Here is a 16,922-nt window from a genome sequence, read left to right as displayed (position 1 = left end):
ATCACGTCACCATATACCCTATCCCTTTTTTGGTCACAATAAATCCGGCCAGCCCTGCTGTCTCCAGTTTTTTGCGCAGCCGGGTCATGTTCACCGTCAGGGTGTTTTCGTCGATATAACTGTCCGTTTCCCACAGGCGGGCCATGATTGCTTCACGGCCCACGACCTTCCCTTTATTCTCCAGCAGCATTTTCAGGATCTTATAATCATTCTTGCTCAGCTCGACCTTGCTGTCATTATAGGTTAAGGAAGCATCGCTGGTATTAAGGATGGCTCCCCGGTGCTCCAACAAATCCGTCTGTCCGGCAAAATCATAGGTTCGGCGCAGCATGGCCTGCACCTTAGCCGTCAAGACACTCAGGTCAAAAGGCTTGGCGATAAAATCATCACCGCCCATATTGATGGCCATGACGATGTTCATATTTTCGGTAGCGGAGGAAATAAAGATGATCGGTACCTTGGACACCTTGCGGATCTCGCTGCACCAGTGGTAGCCATTGTAAAAAGGCAGCGAAATATCCAGGAGCACAAGCTGGGGATTGAAAGAGATAAACAGAGACATCACCTGCTCGAAGTCCGTCACACATTCCCCTTCCCACCCCCAGTTCCCGATATGGTTTTTAATCGCTTTAGCAATCACAGCATCGTCTTCAACAATCAGGATCTTATGCATGAAGCAGACCCTCCCTTTTCATGCTACTATTCTATCACAATCCTTCAGTCCCGATAAGGAACATGCCGAGGATTACAAGAAGACCGCCCAACCACTGCTGGTAACCGGCGCTTTCGCCCAACACTGCAGTCGCCAGCAGCAGGGAAGTAAGCGGCATCATGCCCGAATAAGCCGCAGCTGTAAACGCACCGCAGCGCTTTATGCCAGAGTACCAGCAGATAAATGCCAGAGCTGTTACAAATACGCCATACCAAAGAAGAGCCGTCCACTCCAGCATGCCGATTCCGGCAAGTTCCTTCAAGGGATGCTCAAAGGCTGCCGGGATCAGGCAGAGAATCAGAGCAATTGCCGATACAATGGCGGTCTGAGCAAGAGGACTTGCTGGTTCTTTCAAGTCCGCCGCCGCCTTGACAGCGGAAATACGTGACAGCGTATTGAAGGCCGACTCACAAGCCGCCGCACAAAGTATGAGCAAATTCCCGCCGATATGTTCTAAAGATAAACCCTTTCCCGGCGTTAATACTCCTTGAATGATCAGAACCCCTCCTACCGTACAGAGTATTCCGGCAAGTTTTCTGCCGCTGACCGGCTCCCTTAATACAATCATAGCCAGAAGGGCTGTTATGGCCGGCGTAGCGCCGGTGAGTATGCCCGCTTCTCCTGAACCAGTATAATGAAGGCCCCATAGCAAAAACATACGGAACAGAAAAATACCGCATAAGGCCTGAAGTGACAAAAAGAGAAAATTACGCAAGGACATTAAGCGAAGATATCGGACAAGTTGTTTTCTGCATAATGGAAGCAAAAACACAAGGGCAAAAAACAGGCTTACTGCCGTGATTGTAAATGTGCCCAGCTTTCCCGTAACGAACCTGGCCGCTATGACGCTGGTTCCTGCCAGGGAAAAAGCGCAAATCAAATATAATTTCCCGCTCAAACCATCCATTCTAACATCTCTCCAAAAATGCATTACATTCTTTTAACCTGATGGTATAATTCTACCCAGATCACTGGTTCTGTTAAAGAGCCAGTATGGAGCAGATTTTACGGTGCCAGTTGGAGGGGTTATGTTAGGAATTGAATTGAACCGGAACCATGAATTGCAGTTATGGCGTCAAATTTACCAGTACTTAAAAGAACTAATGCTATCCGGGCACCTGAAAGCGGGAGAAGCTCTGCCCTCCACACGGGAATTAGCGAAGGATCTGAAGGTTTCCCGCAATACTGTTTGCGAGGCTTATGACTTGCTGATTGCCGAAGGCTTTATCATCAGCCGTCAGGGAGCCCCCACCCGGGTTTCGGAGGGTTTATGCCTTGAACCAGTTAAACCGGCATCCACTCCTAAGCTAAAAAGCAAGGCAGTCCGGTCAATTTCCGTAAGCTTTCGGACGGGCAGACCCGACTTAAAACAATTTCCCCGGTTTCTTTGGCAGCAGCTGCTGCATAAGGCCTCCGAGGAACTGCCCCTTGAGGATTTTGGTTATACCGGACCCCAGGGATTGCCTGACCTTCGAGAGGAGATTACGGCTTGGTTGTTCAGAAGTCGAGGGCTTAAGGTTTCAGCAGAAGATATCTTTATTACTGCTGGCGCAACCCAAGGACTGCATCTCATTGCGGATATTCTCTGTGGGAAAGGCCAAAAAATATTGATGGAGGACCCCTGTCATCTCGGCATGCTTGGCACCTTCCTAAACAAGGGCTGCTCCATTATTCCTATCCCCGTTGACGCCGAGGGGATGCAGACTGATTACCTGTCAAAATGCGGAAGTACAGGCCCAATCTACGTTACGCCATCTCATCAGTTTCCTTTGGGGGGAATTCTTCCCGCCTCACGCCGTACCGCGCTGATTCGCTTTGCCAGAGAAAAGGATCTTTATATCATCGAAGACGATTATGACAGCGAATTCCGCTATAGCGGCGAGCCCATTGCTCCCCTTTACACTTTGGACCCGCAACGTGTGATTTATGTCGGCACCTTCAGTAAAGCAGTTTTTCCAGCCCTGAGAATAGGTTATGTAATTTTGCCTTATCAGCTTCAAGAGCACTGGCGAAATCTGCGTACTTATACGGATGTACAAAATCCACCCTTTGAGCAGGCTGCTCTGGCAGAATTTTTAAGAACACGCAAGCTTGACCGGCATGTCCAAAAGATGCGTAAAATTTATGGCCTGCGCCGGCAGGTGTTGTTGGATTCGCTGGCAGAAGCTTTTAGCAGCGAGTGGATTGCTTATGGAGATTCCGCCGGGCTGCATGTTGCTATAGATTTTCCAGGAAGGCGATTTGACGAGGGGTTTAAAAGCAGCTGTCTAAAAAACGGAGTATATATTACTCCTGTCGAAAGCCACTGCCTTGAAAAAGGCAGGCATCAAAGCAAGCTGCTTATGGGCTATGGTCATCTGGAACCTGATGTCATCAGAAAGGGTGTTAGCCTATTGTCTCATATTATTAAAAAATGAAGATGATATTATATGGACAAGGAAGATGTCAATAAAATTAGTAAAAGGGGGAAGATAAGACCGATTTCCTCTTCTTCTACTTTTGGAAAAATCAAATACTTATCCTCTACCCAAAAATACCATCCACCAGGTGCCATTAAGTTTACGAAAGAACCTTCTCTTTTCTCTATTCTTCCTCTAACGTCCTTAGGAGTTTTATTAAGTGCCACAGAATTTAATTCATTAAACTGCTCCACCTCATAGATTGGAGTTCCTTCTTTAATGTAAACATCTCCCTGCACTTGTTTTACATTGTCTTGGGTTAATTTTACCGTTTCGGATTCTGGAATCCATCCCTTATGGTTAATTGGGGAATCGTAGACTGGTATCGACACATAAAACCATAACTGTTCATTTTGGCATTGTGCCGCATCTATTACTTAGAATAACTGTGTTCGGTTCAATCATGTTCAGTTTTTTCAACCCATTAATTGGAAGAGTATAAATTTGGGATTCTTTCGGTACTAACCTTTGTTTATCTTTGTAATCTTGAAAGAGCATCGATATCGTATTAACTTGTTCTAACTTCATCTGCAACTCTTTATTTTCCTTTTCTAAAAACAGTAGCCTACTATTTAAATTTATCTGTTCAGAACTTCCTGCGATAAAGATAATAACGCTTACAAATATAAACAAAACCACTAAAGATTTCTTCATAAAGAATCCCCCAATCAACTAATCTAAAATGGCCTGCGTCATACTCATATTTATCCTCTTCCTTATCATTACGCCTCCTTGAACTCAGAAAACATCCCTTAGGATGGTTTCTGAGCTAATTCCCTTTATAATCTAACAAATTAAATCTTTTTATATCCGTATCACTAAACTCGAAGACTAATTCAGCATTATATAAACGATCCTTGATCTCTTCTAAAACCTCCGGAGCAGGTGGGGGAAGATCAACATTATTTCCTTCCGGGTCAATGGATCCAATTGTATAGGTCAGAGTTATTTCTGTCTCCTTACCGCCACCGGTAAATCCGATGCCTTCAGGCTGCTTGAAGATATCCTCTGAGAATAAGCTGCGTAATTCTTCTTGAGGTTCAACCTTTATCTTGAGATCCCCACCAGGTTGCCTGATAGATCTGACCGGCATATTCTCGAACTTCAAACGGTATTCAATTTCTGTGCGTATAAAGTAAACTGTATCCTTTCCATCGTTGACTAAATATCCAGTTTGGTCATCATTTTTTACGATATCAGCTTGAACATCCACAAGCTTCATAGGATGAAGGAATCCGTTCAAAGCAACATAAAGCAAAGAAAACCCTAAGATAAACAGGACAACGATTTTGGCAAGGCTAGACTTAACAACCGAGACAGTGTTCTGTTCGATCTCTTTTTTGAAAATCGAACTTAATAATATGTATCCGCAAGCTACTCCGATTAAAGTGGTTCCCATCATATTATACTTGAGATATACCCATCTAATTAATGAATTAAGCTGCGATGAAACGGAGTAATAAAATAGTATACCTGAAGCACTGATTAACAGCATAGGTATTCCGAGAATCAAGATCTTTAACCAGTTAACTGATAACGTTCCTTTCAGAGCCATTCTCTTTATAAATCCAGGCAAAGCAATATACATACCAATCATCAAGGAGTAAACATAACTAAACTGCATTAATGGAAACGGATCAAAGTTTCTGCCTGCTTCAATATGCAGTGCTTCCTGATAATTTAAGCCATAATACACAAGCATCATCAGACCCAATCCATAGCCTAGATAGGCAATAGTTTTCCTCATCCAATCCCTCCCTCTTAACATATCTGCAACAACCAATTTTTTTCAGACTAACATCTAATCTTGGCCTTTTTTGATTTTTCTCCGGTGGTAGTAACACATTTTCCTACGAATGGATCACGCATTAAGACAAAAGCGAAGTAACTTTAAAGTATTGTATAAGAAGTTAGTAAGCTCATGATTGCAATAAAGCTATACATGGGTTGTTGCTAACTCCAATATAAGTGTCATAGCTTATTTCCACATTTTACCTCAATATCCTCCCCTCGTAATTAAAAAAATCTCACCAACACTCTGTCGCTCTACTGCCCCGTCATAAGGAAAGCCCTTCTCCCCATCCATCACAAACTCAGATTAAAAATCCGGCGGTTTTGAGGGCACTAATCTAGATTAGTGCCCTCAAAACCGCCGGATTTTTAATCTCCTCATAATAGAAGGTACGGGCCTTGATGATTTTCTACTTGCTGGTCGAATTCAACAAGGTATGATTGAATTTTTTCAAAAGCTGACCGAATGCTTCGCAGTCTTCAGCAGACCAATCCTTGAGCAGTTTCCCCATATCAGCCAATCGTTTTTGCTTATAGTTCATAAGTTCTTTCATGCCCAGTTCCGTGATCTGAAGTGAATACGCCCTTTTATCCAAAGGGTCCGGCATACGATAGACATATCCTTTTTTCTCCAGGGCTGCCGCTTGTCTGCTTACGGTGGAAATATCCAACTGGAACTCCTCCGCCAAAGCTTTCACACCGGCTGGACCCTGAGAAGTAATTTGTCCAAGCAACAAATGGGCGGACCGTTCAATGGTTCCGGGCTTTTTATATTTAGCTGCCGATCCAAGACTGCGATGAAGGACGGCTAATTCCGATAGAATGGTCTCCAGCCAATTTTCATTCATTTCATGATTGCCTCCTTACTGCCTCGCCGAATTTATAACACGACTTATTCTATCATAACGACAAGATTTTAAAAAACGAGGAACTCTTTAAAAATCAGGAATTGATCATCAGACAAGTTAGTTGTATAATACAATTACATAGTTTCATCATGCAACTATATTAAAAAGCGTACAAGCAAAGGTTAGGAGGGTAATTATGCAGGCTCATGAAATTATGATAAGTGATGTTTATACCGTTAAAGAAAGCGATACTGTCGGTGCAGTCATTGCTAAATTCATTACTCACAGGATCAGCGGTGTTCCGGTAATCAACACTAAAAATAAGATTGTTGGTTATATAAGCGACGGGGATATCATGCGCTATATCGGCACCCATGAACATCGAATCTTTGATTCACTCTACTACTTTACCGTAATTAAGGATGATGAGGAGTTCCCGGAAAGAATCAAACTTCTACTGGATTTAGAGGTACTTAAGATTGCTCAGAGTAAGGTCATTAAAGTTTCCTGGGACGAAGAAGTTGAAAACATCGCTACTATTCTGGGGAAAAAGAAAATTAAGAAACTCCCTGTTGAGCGAAATGGAGTATTAGTTGGCATCATTAGCCGTGGGGATGTGATCCGCCACTGCTTCAAGGATCTTCTGCAGGGCTTTGACCATTAGGGACGCAGCCAGTTTCAAACTAGCCACTACATAGAAATGGAAACACCCGATTAACCAGTTAGAAAGAGCAAGGAGTTATAAAAATGAAACGAAAAATAGTGCTGTATGTCATTTTAGCCTTAATGGTTGTTGCCGGAGGAGGTATTGGTTACTACTACTGGTATGAAGGGTCCCATTACGTGTCTACTGAAGACGCCCGTATTGACGGGGATACTTACCGGGTTATGCCGCGCATATCCGGAAAACTCCTCAGCCTTCAAATAAAACAGGGTGATACGGTTGTCGCTGACCAGATTGTCGGTCAGCAGGATACGAACAATCTGGCCACAGGCTTATTGGATAACGCCAGCCTCCGAGCTCCTATCACGGGAACCGTAACCAAAACCCTGGCCAGAGAAGGGGAAGTTCTTTCCCCCGGCCAGCCTATCGCTTTAGTGGTGGATAAAAGCAACTTATACATTTCCGCTAACATTGAGGAAACCTATATCAGCCGCCTGCAAAGCGGAGAAACAGCAGAATTTACCGTGGATAGTTTTCCCGGACATACCCTGACAGGAAAAATAATCGAAATCGGTGAAGGGACGGTTTCCAGCTTTTCCTTAATGCCTTCTCTCAGCAGCAGCGGCAACTTCACCAAGGTAACTCAGCGGATTCCTATCAAACTATCCATTGATGATCAACAGGGGCTTTCATTATCTCCCGGTATGAACGTCGTCTTAAAAATCCAAGCGAAAGGTTAACCAGGTGAAAGAAACATGAGCAAAGGCATGATTAACAGACTATTAGCAATTACCCTCTTATCTTCAACATTGACTTTAATAGTGACCGGCTGCGCTGTAAAGACTACATCTTCCGGCACTCCGGCACCGACAGCAATACCGGTAAAAGTAATGAAAGTCGGCAGTACCACCAATAATGCCAATTTAAGCGGCAAGATTATTGTGGACCAACAAGCGAAAGTTTTCTCCAAGGTGGCTGGCAAGGTGACCGAGGTAAACGTCAAGGAAGGCGACCTTGTCAATAAAGGCGACTTGCTTGTTCAGTTGGATGCGTTTGATAGTGGGAATAAAGTGATCCAAACCCAAAGCTCATTGGATACTTTAAAGCAAACCATTGTTCAGACCAAAATTGCCCTGGACTACGCCCAAACCAATTACGATCGCACCAAAGCCCTAGCGGAAGCCGGAGTCGTTCCGCAAAGTGATTTGGATGCTGTCAACACGAAGCTGAAGACAGCTGAAGCAGCCTACGAACAAGCAAAGGCCGGATTGCCCGGAGCCGAAGCTTCTTTAGCCCTGGCCCAAAGTGCCGTACAGGATGCGTCCATCTATTCTCCCCTTAACGGTACCGTAACCGAAAAGCTGATTAATCCAGGCGAAATGGCCTCTCCCGGGGTCTCAATGCTGACGATCGTTAATATGCAGGAGGTTCTGCTGCAGGTAAGCGTTCCTCAAGATAAAATTTTTCAGGTCAAGCCGGGGACTCCTGTAGAAGTATTTGTCGACGGGATAGACCAGAAATTTAACGGAACCATCGACTTTATCAGCCCTGTATCCGATTCAACCAACAATACCTTCCCTGTAAAAGTAAGGATAGACAATACTTCTGCTGTATTGCGGGTTGGCATGATTGCCAGGATCTCCCTGGATTCCATGAACGGTAAAATCTCAGAACTGCCTAAGTCCTCTATTGTAGAGCAAGACCAGAAATATTATGTTTACAAGGTAGATAAAGATGTGGCTCGTCTCGTCCAGGTGGAATTAAAGGAAAAAGACTCTAACTGGAATTACGTCATAAACGGAGTTGCCAATAATGATGAGATCGTCATTAATCCTGGTTCCCAATTGACCGACGGGGTTAAAGTCCAGATTAATTAGGAGGGACGACAGAATGTGGTTAGCCTTATGCGCGGTCATATTGGGAACCTTCGTAACGGTTCTCAATAATAGCTTAATCAATGTGGCCATACCAGAAATGACCAATGTGTTTGGATCTACCACCGATACGATGCAGTGGGTATTAACGGGATATTCCCTGGCTGCCGCAATTGTCATACCGCTCAGCGGTTTTCTGGGTGACCGGTTTGGGACTAAGAAACTATTCATCATCGCCTTAGCCGGCTTTACCATAACTTCGGTATTATGCGGTTTGGCCTGGAGTGATATCAGCCTGATTGCCTTTCGGGTTCTGCAGGGCATATCAGGGGGGGTACTCTCCCCTTTAAGCATGACGATCATTTACGGGATTGTTCCTAAAAACAAAATCGGCACAGCCCTGGGCATATGGGGAATCGCAGCTATGGCAGCCCCGGCAGTCGGACCTACCATCAGTGGCTATTTAATTGATTTCTTTAGCTGGCGCTGGCTGTTTTTCATCAGTGTTCCCTTTGGGATTTTTGCCGTTACGGCAGGGATATTCCTGCTGAAAGAATCACCCCTGAAGCAAGCCAGCTTTGATCTGGGGGGAGCGGTATTATCCGTTATTTTCTTTTCCACCCTGCTTCTGGCTTTAGGTCAGGGAAATAAAGAAGGCTGGACTTCCTTTTATATCGTAGGCCTATTGTTTGTTTCCTTCTTTAGCCTGCTGCTGCTGATCTGGGTGGAAGCCGGAGCGGAAGACCCCCTCCTCGATTTACAATTATTTAAAAATCCGATTTTCACCTTAAGTGTGATCTGCGGCGGTTTGGTCATGGCAGGGTTAATGGGAGGGTCTTTTCTTGTTCCCCTCTATTTACAAAATGTGCAGGGGTTAACTCCCATTGACACAGGGATTATTATGATACCTCAAGGTGTCTTAATGGCCTTAATGATGCCCCTCAGCGGCAGGCTATTTGATAAGCTGGGGGTAGTCCCTGTGGCTATAGCCGGTTTGCTTTTAATGAGTACGACCACCTATGAGCTGCAGCACCTGGCTATTAATACACCCATTCCCTGGCTGACTGTGATTCTGGCCCTGCGGGGAATGGGAATTGGGCTATGTATGATGCCAATTACCACCGCCGGAATGAATTCGATTCCTAAAGAACTTATCGGACGGGGATCCTCCTTATCCAATGTCTTGCGTCAGGTTGCGGGGACTATGTCCATTGCCATATTTACCACGATCATGACCAATCGTCAGATTTTTCATGTCAGGAACATCGCAGACGGTATTCCCTCCGATTCCTATCTTGCGACACAAGCTCTTAGTCAGATTTCATCAGCCCTAGCCCAAATGGGTACGGATGCTGCCACGGCGACGGGTGGTGCCAGTGCTGTTTTAGTCGGTATTATGCAAAAAGAAGCCTTAAACTCTGCCATTGCGGATACATTTCTGATCTCCGCTATACCTTTGTTTGTCTGTATTCCCTGTGTCTTTTTATTTATTAAGCGAAGGACAGCTAAGACGAAGGAGAAAATGGTTCCCGCTAAGGAAGCGGCTGTTTAAGCGAATGACTTGAAGCGGGTTCGTAATTCTACTTAACTTTTGCGGGTTTTTCAAGCCGCATGTTCGACATTATAAAAAAGAGAGAATGCTCCGGGGCTTATACCAAGAATCTTACGCGCGTAAGATTCTTGGTACAAGCAGTGATCTTTATGACCCTCCCATTGTTCAGTCACCCTCGACCCAATTATTCAATCGATTAATGCATAATATGCCGCAGCATCAGCATGTAAAAGCGCCGTGTCATATACTGGTAATATACTGTCTTCCTGCTTGATTAGTAGATCAGGACATTGATACCGCGATCCTCTAACACCTTTTTTTACCCTTTGTCTCAGAATCTATTTCATTTGGTCTTAGGAATTTTACAAGTCAGGAATGTGTATCATATTTATCACTCGTTGAAATATCAAAAATCCTTATTTCGATCCATTAGGTCGAAATAAGGATTTGATTTATAAAACGAACTTTTCCTAATCAAATTAAATAGTCTACCGATAAAAATAAGCGTACCCCAGGGAATATGGTTGCTTCTTCTACCCTATTAACAACTTTCTCCGCAATTTCCACAACTCCCGCCACAGCCGCTAGCATGGCCTATAATCTCCTTGCGTATTTCAAAACCTCCGCCATCGTTAGACTCTGAATAATCTACAATAGCTCCCTCTAAAGCCGTTGCTAGTCCTATATCCGCGATTATTGATATTCCATATTCTTCATATATCATATCATCCTCAGTTATTAACTCCTCTAAAGTCATACCAAAATTAGGTCCGCTGCACCCTTCATTTAATAGATGGATTCTAAGAAATGCGGTTCCTTTCTTCTTTACTTTTTGCATTTCCTTGACTTTTTGGGCTGCAATTTCTGTTATTGTAACCATTACCTGTCACTCCTCTTCTGAAATAATGAAGTTGAGATTTTACTTAAGTATCTTTACATAACAAGTACGCTCACGTGGACCGTCAAATTCACAAAAGTAAATGCCCTGCCACCGGCCTAAGAGCAGTTTTCCATTATGAACAATGACAGTTTGGGACGTCCCTACGGTGCTTGTTTTCAAGTGAGCTGCGGAATTTCCTTCAAGGTGCCGATCTCTATTCATCTCCCACGGGTAAATCTCATCAAGCCTCCGCAGAATATCTTTCTGAACATCGGGGTCCGCATTCTCATTGATTGTGATTCCCGCCGTAGTGTGGGAAGAAAATATTACGACTTGACCTTCTAGGATATTTTCCTGCGCCAGAAGATTTTGGACTCGAGCTGTAATGTCGAGCATTTCGTCGCGTCTTTTGGTCTTCAGATGTATCTCATGAATCATAAAATTGCTCTCCAATCATCGCACCCACTTCTCGCACGATATATGGAATTATAGCTTATTCCATATATAACCATACAATATAACTGATTCTTCATAATTATTTAAATTCCTTTATAAAACAGAAAAATAAAAAACACAAAGGGAAGACACAGGGGGACGGTTCGAAACCACTGAAAAAGTAAACTTTTTATGAGCTTTTTTCTTAGTTTTTTCTTCACTTCGAATCAATTTGGGGTTTTTTTTAAAAAGAGGATAATGAAGCTGGTTTTTTCCTTATGCCAACTATATTTCTAGCCCGATCTTCTTTTTGAAGGTATTTATGTGTCCTAGATGATGATTACCGTGCCACGCGTAAAGACTTATAGCCTTTTTTATACTTACGTTTCCGATATCAGGGTGATGAAATTCAGAGTCAAGTTTGCTACCGGTCAATGATCTTATTAATCGAACCCATCTTTTGTGTAACGATTCGACAAGCCTCAGAGAAACATCGACCGGCATATTCACAGCATCCTCAAGTTCAGCCCATTGAACCTCGTCGAATGGTTTGATTATAGGACAATCTTCCGTAAGCGCCAATCTGAACCTAACGTACCCGTTGATATGGCTATCAGTAATATGATGAACCACTTGTCTAATTGTCCATCCCTCTGGTCTATATGAACAGTTCAATTGTTCTTCAGATAAACCTTTAATGGATTTTGAAAGTAAATCTGGCAGTACCTCTATTTGTGTAACTAAGGCTGGAATTTGCTCATCACTGACCTCTTCAGAAAAATCAAATTGACCAATAGGATATTTTAGCTCATCCATTTACTTGACCTCCTCCTCATGCTATTATTCACATCCGGTAAACCACCCCGAAATGGGCATTACACATAATTGCGGAATTTGCGAATATTTGTTTCGGGTATACCTAGCATTTCATGAGTATACCCGAAGATAAATTACGGAGATATTCCCTTTCTCTCTATGCAACACAACAAAGGGCAGTTCGAGCTAAAACCCACGTCTTGCCAAATTCCAATAATAGATAAAATAACTACATGACATTTTTTACAACAATTCTACCATGGATGCGCGGCTACTCTCACCTAGAATTAAACAACTTGCCTAAATATTCCTTCTTTAAATAAAACAATATGCAAAAGAACGTTGAATTTGCAGGTAGTTTCACTTATGTATCCATGATAAAGACCACCGACATATCGATGGTTCATTCAAAAATAAATTGCTTTTAATAAAGGAGTTTTCCTTATTTAAAGGCAAAAAAAAATTATTTCAAACAAAATATATGACTTAACCAAAAGCATATCGTTTCCGTTTACCCGAGGAAAGAATATCGTTCCGTTGATATTTTGCATCATTATTCATATGTGGTAATAACTGGCAGAGGCGCGAGGAATTGCAACCTTGTATCGAAGAACTACCGCAAAAAGCGTCCCCGCGTGTAGCATTCAAATTAAGTTTCGCCAGTCTTGACTCCTAAAGGCAAGGATTCATATCAGGCTAGCTTGATGATCCTTAGCTATATCTACGAGCATTGACATTAGATCGTCTACTAATTTGACACCCTGACCCTTCATCATAGGTCTTGAAGGCAGGCTGCTAGAGCGTACCAGCGATATATTTTTAACACCCAGCAATGCCCTGATGGGAATACGGGATATAATGGTCATTGATACGACAACGAATGATCTTTATGACCCTCCCCAGGCTTAACTGTTCAATCGGAAAAGGAAACTGCCGGCAGCATCATAGGTGCCGGCAGTTCTCTTCACTATAACGATTTTTTTCTAAATCGACCTGCTGCACTACCTATCTGTGGAACCACCGTTAGTGCCTAATGTAGTGGTTTTTACACTCAACCCCTCGGACCTGAATGACCACAGCGTCAAGTTCAGGGTTCCCACGGGTAAGAAATCGTCACACCAAGGGAAAAATTAGTTTTGCATCTTCTGCCATTTAGCCTATCTGTCTCAAGGAATACCCTTCAGTCTTTAGGGGAAAGATTAACATTATCTTTAATTAAATGTGAGGGACGTATTGTGGAACTTAACTTTCAGAGAAATCTAAGCGCTTTAGACAGAGGAATACGTGTTCTTATTAGCTTGGTTTTATTCGGTTTAGCCGCTATGGGATTTATCAATGGATGGATAGCAACCGCAGCTAGTATCTTGGGTCTCTTCAACCTACTAGAAGCTACTATTGGTTACTGAATTGTTTATGACATCATGGGTTGGTCAACCCGCGAAAATATTGAGTTGCGTTAATCTTCGTTTATCATCACAAAGGGGTTGTTTATATGTCCGGTAAGCTTAAGATTGAAATCCTTGATGATAAAAATGTGCTGGAAATCTTTGAATCGGAACCCGGTAAACTCACCTTTGTGATGTATCCCGATGATCCCAAGGACGAAACAATTCTTGAGATTAACGTCGATACTGCTGAATTTTCGTCGCTGCTTAAACGACTTCTTGATATCGGCTGAAAAATCCAGAACAACGTTGTCTTATTCCTTTCTCATGTGTTGCCCCAGTTCTTTTTGCAGTCTGACCACCAAGACATCAACTTTGCGGTTCTGTCTCATAACTGCTTCATCCTGTATAATCGGAATTCCATTATTTATGGCTTCCTCAACTAGCCTGTGCAGCTTTTCCTTTTCTCTTTTCAGCCTTTCATCCAGAGATATTTTCCCCATGCAGAAATCTCCTTTTGCTCCGCCCATTAATTTATTTAAGTATGTACAGGATACCAGTGTGCCCTGCAAATGATTAACGGAATACCGTTAAAAGTAAATAGAGATGATTTAGATAACATAAAGAAACGAATTCCCAGGTCTTCGGCTTGGGAATTCGTTTCCTATCCCCGTCAATTCAATGTGGTTATGGGTCAACTACCATGGTTCCAATTGTTTTTGAGCTTGGATTGGATTCAGCCTTTCCTTGCTTTGACCCCAATAGGTGCTTCTGTCATAATAGGAGTTGATCTTAATTTAAAGGGCTGCGGCCTTGATAAAATGCTAAAGGTGTGGATTATGAAAACAAAAACCAAGATCTTAATCATACTAACAGTTGCCATTTTGTCCATAATGGCATTAATAATTCCCAGATACTCAAGCCCTTCGGAATTCAATCCAACCAATCAACCAATGGTTGCTTTCCAAGAAGCTCAAAAATCTGGGAAACTGACTTTTTTAGAATTCTATGCCAAATGGTGACCCAGCTGTAGGAGCATGGAGCCCGTGGTGCTGGCTCTAGAGAAAGAATACCGAGATAAGGTCAACTTTATTGTCGTTGATATTGATGATCCTCAAGGACAGGCTCTTGCCCGACAATTTGACATCTACTATATCCCCGCTTTTTTTGTGCTGGATCAACAAGGCCAAATCACTTACAGCGCTTCTGGCCCTCAAAGTAAAAGCGCCTTGGATAATGCCCTCAATTCCGGCAATCCAAACTCTGCTTGGTACGAATCGTTCTTTAACGATACTCTGCCCCGGGTTTTGTCTAATGGCGGTGTAACCATTTTACTTTTCGTTTTCTTAGGGGGATTAATGACCAGCCTAAGCCCCTGCATCTTATCCATGTTACCTGTCATGTTAGGGTATATCGGCGGCTTGGAAAAGCCCTCCAAGACCAAAGGTTTTATAACCTCAATGTCCTTTGTCCTAGGCCTTGCCGCAACCTTTGCCCTACTGGGCATAGCAGCCTCACTTTTAGGTAAAGCCTTTGGCCAGATAGGCTCCGCCTGGCTTTATATCATTGCTCTTTTCTCTATTATCATGGGGTTACAGCTAATTGGCGTTGTCAATTTCAATTTGCCGGGTTTACAGGCTATGCCCGAGAAAAAGGGTGGAGTTCTAGGATCTTTTGGAGTGGGCTTATTGTTTGGGTTAGTTGCTTCACCTTGTGCCACTCCTGTATTAGCAGTTTTAATGACTTATGTAGCCGGTCAAGGTGTTCTTTGGTATGGAGGATTGCTGCTCTTTATTTATGGACTTGGACATGGGTTACCCCTGATTATCGCCGGAACCTTTACAGCTGTGCTAAAGAGTTTACCGCGCTTACAAAGATGGGGCCACTATATTACATTACTTAGCGGCGGCCTTCTCATCGTATTGGGATTATATTTCTTTACACGAACAGGCTAGAAATTATTTAGGCAGCCTTTTCATCTTACCAATGATTCGTCTGAGTATCGTCAGCCCTTTGAATGCGCTTTCACATGGTTGGCCTATATGCAACCTCTTCTACCTGCAATAACAAGAGCCAATGCCTATATGAGTTGCTTCCTCAATTAGGGCTTGCTTTTTCATAGTCCAAAATATGAATTGTGTTATTATTAGAATTTCGGAGGATTTATTATGTATAAACCAGTGGTTATATATTACTCTTATTCAAATACAACAAAAAGTTTGGCAGAAGATATAGCAATCATTACAGATGGAGATATTAGAGAGTTAATCCCGGAAAAACCTTATTCATTTACCTACAATGGCGCAACAAAAGAAGTAAGAAATGAAATTGAAAGAGGGTACTGTCCAAAGTTGCTGTCTGGAAATGAACCGGTAAAAAATTATGAATATATTTTTATAGGAACACCTAATTGGTTCAAATCCTTTGCACCTCCGATATTGAGCTTTCTGCGCAGTGCAGATTTGAAAGGAAAAACAATCATTCCGTTTTGCACTCATGGTGGTGGCGGATTTGGGCAAATAGAAATCAATATATCTAAAGAATGCCCCAATTCAAAACTGTTACCGGGATTTGCAGCAACAAGCGATTTTGATGATAAGCAGGTTCAAGATTGGATTAACAGCATTGGGGTAACAACATAATCGAAATATCCCGCCGGTTGAGCGCTACCCGGCATACCTTGCTCAGCAGTATCCCCAGATTCCACCGACTGCCGGCAGCGTCTTCGCTGCCGGCAGTCTCTTCTTTACTTTATTCTATTAATTGATCCAAACCGGCTTCTGAGGTTAGCATTTCAAGATTGGCAAAAATTTTTTCCTCGTCCCAGTTCCACCATTGAAGCTTTAGTAAGAATTCAACTTTTTCATCACTGAATCGTTTCTTTATAAATTTGGCTGGGTTACCGCCATATATTGTATAGGGCTCAATATTTTTTGTCACAGTTGAGTTGGCGGCAATAATTGCACCATCACCAACTTTAACACCCGGCATGATCGTAACATTTTGGCCTATCCAAACATCATTACCGATCACTGTGTCCCCCTTGAAAGGCAGATCCTCTCTGGCAGGAGTGACCTTTTCCCAGCCACTTCCAAAGATATTAAAGGGATAGGTTGTAATGCCAGACATTCTGTGGTTTGCTCCATTCATGATAAACTTAACACCCTCGGCAATGGCACAGAACTTGCCTATGATCAGTTTATCTCCCAAGAATTCGTAGTGGTGTTCGATATTATCATAAAAGTTCTCCGGAGATTTATGATTATCGCTATAATAAGTATAGTCTCCAATCTCGACATTGGGTCTTTTAGGCAAATTACTTATATAGCAAACCGTCTTTATCTTTTCATTGGGATAAAGTTTTTTCTTGTCCGGTCCTGCCATAAAATACTCCCTCCTTTTTCAAATCTTAGGCGTAACTTTGAAAAACCACGTTTGGCAAGCTCTCTGCCACCGCTTCCATACTCGCGGCTACTGTAATAATATTAATGGTCATTGTCCGTTTC

At 42.8% G+C, this 16,922-nt stretch carries 20 protein-coding genes and 1 pseudogene; 10 read left to right on the top strand and 11 right to left on the bottom strand.

The window, feature by feature from the left end; translation table 11 throughout:
* Position 1 precedes the first annotated feature (1 nt).
* Together DESMER_RS08960 and DESMER_RS08955 are read right to left on the bottom strand one after the other, a co-directional pair.
* The gene (locus tag DESMER_RS08960) at positions 2-673 is read right to left on the bottom strand and encodes a response regulator transcription factor (protein WP_014902726.1); all 672 of its coding nucleotides are present in this window, start codon (positions 671-673) and stop codon (positions 2-4) included.
* A 34-nt stretch (positions 674-707) separates the two neighbouring features.
* Complete coding sequence (locus tag DESMER_RS08955) at positions 708-1,643, bottom strand: DMT family transporter (protein ID WP_242831074.1); 936 nt, start codon at positions 1,641-1,643, stop codon at positions 708-710.
* Positions 1,644-1,740: 97 nt separating this feature from the next.
* Between DESMER_RS08955 and pdxR the strand changes: the two genes are divergently transcribed.
* Entirely contained in the window at positions 1,741-3,129 is a 1,389-nt protein-coding gene (gene pdxR, locus DESMER_RS08950; protein WP_014902724.1) for a MocR-like pyridoxine biosynthesis transcription factor PdxR, read from the top strand.
* 8 nt (positions 3,130-3,137) lie between these two features.
* On the opposite strand, the gene DESMER_RS24130 is transcribed toward pdxR, so the two are convergent.
* From DESMER_RS24130 to DESMER_RS08935, 4 genes are all read right to left on the bottom strand, one after another.
* Positions 3,138-3,410: a hypothetical protein gene (locus tag DESMER_RS24130; RefSeq protein ID WP_174278160.1), complete on the bottom strand. Its 273-nt coding sequence runs from the start codon at positions 3,408-3,410 to the stop codon at positions 3,138-3,140.
* Between the two features lie 109 nt (positions 3,411-3,519).
* On the bottom strand, positions 3,520-3,825 hold the full coding sequence (locus tag DESMER_RS24125; RefSeq protein WP_014902722.1) for a hypothetical protein: 306 nt from the start codon (positions 3,823-3,825) through the stop codon (positions 3,520-3,522).
* A 115-nt stretch (positions 3,826-3,940) separates the two neighbouring features.
* Positions 3,941-4,918 carry a hypothetical protein gene (locus tag DESMER_RS08940; protein ID WP_014902721.1) on the bottom strand — a complete coding sequence of 326 codons (978 nt, stop codon included), beginning with the start codon at positions 4,916-4,918 and terminating at the stop codon, positions 3,941-3,943.
* Between the two features lie 454 nt (positions 4,919-5,372).
* Positions 5,373-5,810 carry a MarR family winged helix-turn-helix transcriptional regulator gene (locus DESMER_RS08935; RefSeq protein ID WP_014902720.1) on the bottom strand — a complete coding sequence of 146 codons (438 nt, stop codon included), beginning with the start codon at positions 5,808-5,810 and terminating at the stop codon, positions 5,373-5,375.
* 196 nt (positions 5,811-6,006) lie between these two features.
* On the opposite strand from DESMER_RS08935, the gene DESMER_RS08930 reads away from it, so the two are divergent.
* The 4 genes from DESMER_RS08930 to DESMER_RS08915 all read left to right on the top strand — a co-directional run bounded on the left by DESMER_RS08930 (position 6,007) and on the right by DESMER_RS08915 (position 9,900).
* Positions 6,007-6,474 (top strand): CBS domain-containing protein, encoded by a 468-nt coding sequence (locus DESMER_RS08930; RefSeq protein ID WP_014902719.1) that lies wholly within the window; start codon positions 6,007-6,009, stop codon positions 6,472-6,474.
* Between the two features lie 83 nt (positions 6,475-6,557).
* On the top strand, positions 6,558-7,214 hold the full coding sequence (locus tag DESMER_RS08925) for an HlyD family efflux transporter periplasmic adaptor subunit (protein WP_014902718.1): 657 nt from the start codon (positions 6,558-6,560) through the stop codon (positions 7,212-7,214).
* Positions 7,215-7,229: 15 nt separating this feature from the next.
* Entirely contained in the window at positions 7,230-8,351 is a 1,122-nt protein-coding gene (locus DESMER_RS08920) for an efflux RND transporter periplasmic adaptor subunit (protein WP_148275268.1), read from the top strand.
* A gap of 13 nt (positions 8,352-8,364) precedes the next feature.
* Complete coding sequence (locus DESMER_RS08915) at positions 8,365-9,900, top strand: DHA2 family efflux MFS transporter permease subunit (RefSeq protein ID WP_014902716.1); 1,536 nt, start codon at positions 8,365-8,367, stop codon at positions 9,898-9,900.
* 541 nt (positions 9,901-10,441) lie between these two features.
* Here the strand turns inward: DESMER_RS08915 and DESMER_RS08910 are convergent.
* From DESMER_RS08910 to DESMER_RS08900, 3 genes are all read right to left on the bottom strand, one after another.
* Positions 10,442-10,780, bottom strand: a complete 339-nt coding sequence (locus DESMER_RS08910; protein ID WP_014902714.1) for a HesB/IscA family protein — start codon at positions 10,778-10,780, stop codon at positions 10,442-10,444.
* A 39-nt stretch (positions 10,781-10,819) separates the two neighbouring features.
* Positions 10,820-11,218, bottom strand: a complete 399-nt coding sequence (locus DESMER_RS08905; protein ID WP_014902713.1) for a secondary thiamine-phosphate synthase enzyme YjbQ — start codon at positions 11,216-11,218, stop codon at positions 10,820-10,822.
* Between the two features lie 282 nt (positions 11,219-11,500).
* Positions 11,501-12,031 (bottom strand): YfiT family bacillithiol transferase, encoded by a 531-nt coding sequence (locus tag DESMER_RS08900; RefSeq protein WP_014902712.1) that lies wholly within the window; start codon positions 12,029-12,031, stop codon positions 11,501-11,503.
* An 807-nt stretch (positions 12,032-12,838) separates the two neighbouring features.
* Between DESMER_RS08900 and DESMER_RS24390 the strand changes: the two are divergent.
* From DESMER_RS24390 to DESMER_RS08890, 3 genes and pseudogenes are all read left to right on the top strand, one after another.
* Positions 12,839-12,940, top strand: a pseudogene (locus DESMER_RS24390) (DUF2922 domain-containing protein); the annotation flags it as partial.
* Positions 12,941-13,266: 326 nt separating this feature from the next.
* On the top strand, positions 13,267-13,437 hold the full coding sequence (locus DESMER_RS23865) for a YgaP-like transmembrane domain (protein ID WP_014902711.1): 171 nt from the start codon (positions 13,267-13,269) through the stop codon (positions 13,435-13,437).
* Between the two features lie 86 nt (positions 13,438-13,523).
* Positions 13,524-13,709 carry a hypothetical protein gene (locus DESMER_RS08890; protein ID WP_014902710.1) on the top strand — a complete coding sequence of 62 codons (186 nt, stop codon included), beginning with the start codon at positions 13,524-13,526 and terminating at the stop codon, positions 13,707-13,709.
* Positions 13,710-13,730: 21 nt separating this feature from the next.
* On the opposite strand, the gene DESMER_RS08885 is transcribed toward DESMER_RS08890, so the two are convergent.
* Positions 13,731-13,919, bottom strand: a complete 189-nt coding sequence (locus DESMER_RS08885) for a hypothetical protein (protein WP_014902709.1) — start codon at positions 13,917-13,919, stop codon at positions 13,731-13,733.
* 336 nt (positions 13,920-14,255) lie between these two features.
* On the opposite strand from DESMER_RS08885, the gene DESMER_RS08875 reads away from it, so the two are divergent.
* Positions 14,256-15,371, top strand: coding sequence for a cytochrome c biogenesis protein (locus DESMER_RS08875; RefSeq protein WP_242831104.1), 1,116 nt, complete (start codon positions 14,256-14,258; stop codon positions 15,369-15,371).
* Between the two features lie 213 nt (positions 15,372-15,584).
* Entirely contained in the window at positions 15,585-16,058 is a 474-nt protein-coding gene (locus tag DESMER_RS08870; protein WP_014902706.1) for a flavodoxin, read from the top strand.
* Between the two features lie 109 nt (positions 16,059-16,167).
* Here the strand turns inward: DESMER_RS08870 and DESMER_RS08865 are convergent, their stop codons facing one another.
* Complete coding sequence (locus DESMER_RS08865) at positions 16,168-16,800, bottom strand: Vat family streptogramin A O-acetyltransferase (RefSeq protein ID WP_014902705.1); 633 nt, start codon at positions 16,798-16,800, stop codon at positions 16,168-16,170.
* Between the last annotated feature and the right edge of the window lie 122 nt (positions 16,801-16,922).

This window comes from Desulfosporosinus meridiei DSM 13257 (assembly GCF_000231385.2).
GTDB lineage: Bacteria > Bacillota > Desulfitobacteriia > Desulfitobacteriales > Desulfitobacteriaceae > Desulfosporosinus > Desulfosporosinus meridiei.
Note: the sequence above shows the minus strand (reverse complement) of the source record. Positions and strands in the feature narration are given on the sequence as shown.